At 47.7% G+C, this 5,240-nt stretch carries 4 protein-coding genes and 1 pseudogene; all 5 read left to right on the forward strand.

Translation table 11 applies throughout. The features are described 5' to 3' along the window. Positions 1-264 precede the first annotated feature (264 nt). Entirely contained in the window at positions 265-2,517 is a 2,253-nt protein-coding gene (locus Q0620_RS10840; RefSeq protein WP_366125023.1) for a molybdopterin-dependent oxidoreductase, read from the forward strand. 274 nt (positions 2,518-2,791) lie between these two features. After that, entirely contained in the window at positions 2,792-3,574 is a 783-nt protein-coding gene (gene fdhD, locus Q0620_RS03995; protein ID WP_298783309.1) for a formate dehydrogenase accessory sulfurtransferase FdhD, read from the forward strand. A 9-nt stretch (positions 3,575-3,583) separates the two neighbouring features. Then, positions 3,584-4,375, forward strand: coding sequence for a LysR family transcriptional regulator (locus tag Q0620_RS04000; protein ID WP_298783307.1), 792 nt, complete (start codon positions 3,584-3,586; stop codon positions 4,373-4,375). A gap of 17 nt (positions 4,376-4,392) precedes the next feature. Further along, positions 4,393-4,581, forward strand: a complete 189-nt coding sequence (locus Q0620_RS04005) for a sodium-dependent tyrosine transporter (RefSeq protein WP_177388229.1) — start codon at positions 4,393-4,395, stop codon at positions 4,579-4,581. 391 nt (positions 4,582-4,972) lie between these two features. Further along, positions 4,973-5,240, forward strand: a pseudogene (locus Q0620_RS04010) (hypothetical protein); the annotation flags it as partial.

Below are 5,240 nucleotides of genomic sequence, written 5' to 3' on the forward strand. Positions count from 1 at the left end.
AATAAAACGGAGCGTAATATAATTTCAAAATTCTATTAAAATTATAAAACTTAGCTTAAAAAGCGTCTTTTGCGATAAGCGATAAATTTTACGCTAAAACGCCGCCATTATCGAGGTAAAAGCGTAAAATTTAACTATTCAATTTAATATGCTGGATTTGCATATCGCTTAAATTTCGCTTAAAAAAATTCACTAATTTAAAAATTCTTTTATAATCTAGAAAGTATAATAGCCGTGCAAACCAAAATTCTTGAAAGGAATATTATGCAGTCCAGAGAAAAGATTGTCAAAACGACTTGTCCTTACTGCGGCACCGGCTGTGGTATCGATCTTATCGTAAAAGACGGCAGGATCGTAAACGCGCGCCCTACGCAGGCCCACCACGTAAATGACGGCGAGCTATGCTTAAAAGGGATGTTCGGCTGGGAGTTTGTAAACTCTCCAAAACGCCTTGCCAAACCTATGATCCGTAAGAAAAACGGAGTATTTGATAGAAGCGGTAAGCTTGAGGAGGTAAGCTTTGAAGAGGCTTACGATTTTGTAGCGTCTAAATTTAAAGAGACCGTCGCTAAATATGGCCCAAGCTCAATAATGGGCTTTAGCTCGGCGCGCTCAAATAACGAAGACAACTACGTTTTTCAGAAATTTTTCCGAGCTCAGGGCAGCAATAACGTCGATCACTGCGCCCGTCTTTGACACGCTCCTACAGTGGCAGGTCTTGCCAACACGCTAGGAAACGGAACGATGACGAACGATTTGGTAGAATTCGCTACCGATACGGACGTATTTTTACTCATCGGCACCAACACAAGCGAGTGCCACCCGATCATCGCTATGCAGATGCAGCGAGGCTTGCAGCGCGGCGCCAAGATGATCGTCGTAGATCCGAAGCGCACAGATATGGCGAAAAAAGCCGATATCTATTTGCAAATCCCAGTGGGCGCGAACATTAAGACGCTAAATACCATTATGAATGTTATTATTGCCGAAAATTTGCAAGATGACGAGTTTATCAAAAACTACGCTCACGGCTACGAATATCTAAAAGAGGCGGTTAAGGACTTTACGCCTGAGCGATTCGAGCGCGAGACCGGCGTGAAAAAAGAGCTTGTAATCGAAGCTGCTAGAATGTATGCTAAAGCAGGCGCAGCGGCGATCTGCTACACGATGGGTATCACGCAGTTTAGCGACGGTACGTCAAACGTATTTTCGCTTTCAAATTTAGCCATTTTGACGGGAAATTTAGGCAAAAGAGGCGCGGGCGTAAATCCTTTGCGCGGTCAAAACAATGTCCAGGGTGCATGCGATATGGGCGCGCTGCCTAACGTCATTCCGGCAGGTGCGGTAAATTCCGCTTACGCTCAGGAGCAGGCGCGCAGAGTATGGCACTTCGAGCTAAATCCAACTCCAGGCTTTAAGCTTACGATTGCTCCCGATAAGATGGATAGCGGCGAGCTGAAGCTACTCTACGTTTACGGCGAAAACCCTGTAATGAGCGATCCTTGGACGGAGCACTTCGTGCATGCAACGCACCATTTGGATTGCTTTATCGTGCAGGATCTTTTCTTTACCGAGAGCGCACAGAAGGCCGACGTCGTACTACCTGCTGCCGGCTGGGGCGAGAAGGATGGCACCTTTTTAAACACTTCCCGCCGCGTTCAGCGCACGCGCAAGGCAAGCGAGCCGGCTCCTGGCGTAGAGCCTGATTGGAAGGTGGTTTGCAATATCGCGCAAAGAATGGGACTTGAAGGGTTTGATTTTTTAAGCGCGGAAGAAATTTGGAACGAAGTGCGTGCATTAATGCCTAAATTTTTCGGAGGAATTAGCTACTATAGACTAGATAAGCTAGGCGGCATAAGCTGGCCATGTCCTGATGAAGATCATCCGGGCACGCCGGTTCTTTACGCAGATCATAAATCGATGCTGCCTGATGGTAAATTTAGAATGGTGCCGGTGCTTTACGTGGATGATAAAGAGGAGCGCGCTAAAGCTGAGGCGGATTTCAGAGCCAAGATGAAAATCCCTGATGATTATCCGGTGGGAAGTGGCGCGCTTAGCGAGATACCGGATGAAATTTATCCGTGCTTATTTACGACCGGGCGCAAGGTTTATCACTACCATACGGGAACGATGACGAGAGAGTGTCGCGCGCTAGAGTACGGCGCGGGCGCAGAAGGCGCGCTCATCGAGGTAAGCCCCGATATTGCACGCGAACGCGAGCTTACCGAAGGCTGCTACGCGCTCGTCAAAAATAAGCGCGGTCAGATCGCCGCGAAGCTTCGCATAAATCCGGATCTGAAAGAGGGCACGATCTTTACGACCTTCCATTACAGCGAGGCCGACGGCAACGAGCTCGTGCATGCGGGCGATCTAGATCCGCTATCGGGTATCCCGCCGCTAAAGATGACGATCGCAAATATCAGAAAGCTTAGCGAGAGCGAGTTTATCGAGTTCAGAAGACAAAACGAGATGTCGATGCACTCCGAGAAACCTTATCTATCGCCGGTGAATAAATAATTTGGGCGGCAAGCTCCGCCCGCTTTACATAGATGAAATTTTATCGCGGCTGCAGGTGGCGGCAAAATTTGATGAAATTTCATCTCTGCGGGCGCTTCAAGGTCGCTTGTGCTCACGGTGCGAGCGGCTCGTGGAATTTTCCACGCGATTTTTTAAATTCAAAAATGCGAGCGATTTAAATTTACGCACGCCGCTTCGGCTTTACTTCGGCGAATTAAGGCTATTTAAGCAAAATTTCACTACGATACGGGCGAAATTTAAACAAGGAAGGTCTATGGAGCCGATTTATAGGGCGGAGATAGTTAAATTTAAAGGTGATGAAAGAAGGATCGTAAGCGATATCTTGGTTCGCGAGATCAAGCTTGAAATTTTATTAAACAACAAGCGTTTCGGCGCGCTAATGGCGACTCCGAGCGATCAGAAAGCGCTTGCGATAGGCTATCTGCTGAGCGAAAATTTGATCTCGGATCCAAGCCGTATAAAGAGTATCGAGCTCGCGCCGGACGGGCTTAGCGTGAATGTCTGCGGCGAGATAAACGAAAAGCGGCTAAATAGCTTCGATACCGAAAAGGTCATCATCAGCGGCTGCGGGCGCAGCTCTACGGCAAATATCGATCCTGAGGCGATGGCGGCGCGCAAAGTCCGCTCGGACGCTAAATTTCATAAGAATGAAATTTTAAATTTGATGAGCGAGTTTTACACGCAGTGCGAGCTTTACGAGATGACCGGCTGCGTGCACACCGCAAAGCTCTTTACCGCGGGCAGCGAGTATTTTATCGGCGAGGATATCGCCCAGCACAATACCATCGATAAATCGGTCGGCAAGGCGGTTTTGGCGGGGCGCGATACACAGGGCTCGCTTCTTTTGGTAAGCGGCAGGTTAAGTTCCGAAATGGTCGCCAAAGCCGTGATGAGCGGCGTTAGCGCGCTTGTTTCGCGCACGGCTCCTACGAGTCTGGGCGTCGTGATTGCGCGTAAATTTGATCTTACCCTTTGCGGCTTCGCTCGCGGCGAAAATTTAAACGTCTATAGCGGCGAAGAGAGAATTTTGAGTTAAGAGGGCGGCATGGAGATAGATATTAGGATAGACGATAAAAAAGCAAGCGAGATCAAAAGGCTGATTTTAAATTTACTAAATCCAAGCGGCAAGCTCGATTGCGGCGCGGCGTTTAAGATCGCCGCTAAATTAGGCGTGGACGCGAGCGTAGTAGGAGATCTCGCGGCACGCGAAGGGATACGGATAGATCGCTGTGAACTCGGACAGTTCGGCAAGCTGCAATGTAGCGGAGGCAGCATAAAGGCGCTGCAAAAGCTAAATCCCTTTTTAGATGATAAAAGGCGGATTTTTTGCCGCGACGCCCGCGCCGTAGCTAGCGGCGGAGTGGGGTTTGATACCGTGCGCTCTACGCTTAAGGAGCACGCCATAGACGTGAAATATTGTCAGCTGGGCTGCTTTAAGGAGAAGAAAGGCAAAAGAATGAGGGTAAAAACAAAAACTTGGATCGAAAATGCGCAGGGCGAGCTCATTTTCGGCAAGGGCAAAACCGAAGTGCTAGACGTGATCGCTCAGACGGGCTCTATCTCTAAGGCCGCCGAGGTTTTGGGGATGAACTACAAAAAGTGCTGGAGCCATCTGCAAATTTTACAAAAAAATCTGCAAGAGGAGCTCTTTAGCACCAAGCAAGGCGGCGGCAATGCCGCGGGCACGACGCTAAATGCGCGCGCCTATGAGCTGATCGCCGCGTATAAGCAGCTGCAAAGCGATATAGAAAACTACGCAAACGAGCGCTTTAAGGAGCTTTTTTTGAAAAAAGAGGGCGAGAAAGACGCAAGTAAAGCGAAAGATAAAAACCATTAAATTTAAAGGAGAAAACGATGTTTGTAAAGCTAAACGAACGAACCTATCTAAACAAAGACAGGATCACACGTATCAAGGTAGATAGCGTCCAGGACGGTATCAGAATTCGCTTCTATGAGGGGCAGTTTCAAGTCGCCAAAAGCGGCAGATTTGAAAGCGAAGAAAAAGCGATGGAGTGGCTGCAGAAAAATTTTATCGGCAAATAGGCGCAAAGCGTGCTTTATGACCGCGCGAGCAGCTTGCGAACAGATCCGCAAAATAGCGGCTCTTTGTGATGCGCAGCGGCTCGCCGCTTATTAGCACTACGATAATTTTTGGTGACCTGTGCTTTTAAGAAAAGCCTACTCAAAGACGTTGCGGTAAATTTACGGCGAACGAGCTTCGGATATGGAGCCTAGCGTAGCGTGCAAATAGGGATACGATTACGCAAATATGGTCTATGACGACATTCGTTCGCCAAATTTACTCGAAAGATTTCATCATTCAAACCCGGCTTAACCGCATTTTTCAGCTAGCTTTGCCTATTTCGTCTATAGTATTTATATTTTATTAAGTACTGATTGGATATAGTCGCGGGCAAAATTCTAAGGGGAAATTTTGAAAAGCTTTAAACTTCGGTTTATTTATGCTGTCTGCGTGCTAGTCGTATGCGCGCTGTATCTATTAGCCGAAAGATCGGGCCTTGTGGAGCGCAAGCAAACCCATTTTACCGTTACTTCAGATACTAATGTCTCCAAAGTGCCGGGTCTTAGCAAATACGTAACCCAAGAAGAGGTCGATAGCTTTGCGTTTCGCTACTGGGATATAGATTACAATTCAAACCCGAAAAACGTATTTAAAGAACCTGCCATCGACGTAGAGCTAA

The organism is uncultured Campylobacter sp., assembly GCF_938017615.1.
Lineage (GTDB): Bacteria > Campylobacterota > Campylobacteria > Campylobacterales > Campylobacteraceae > Campylobacter_B.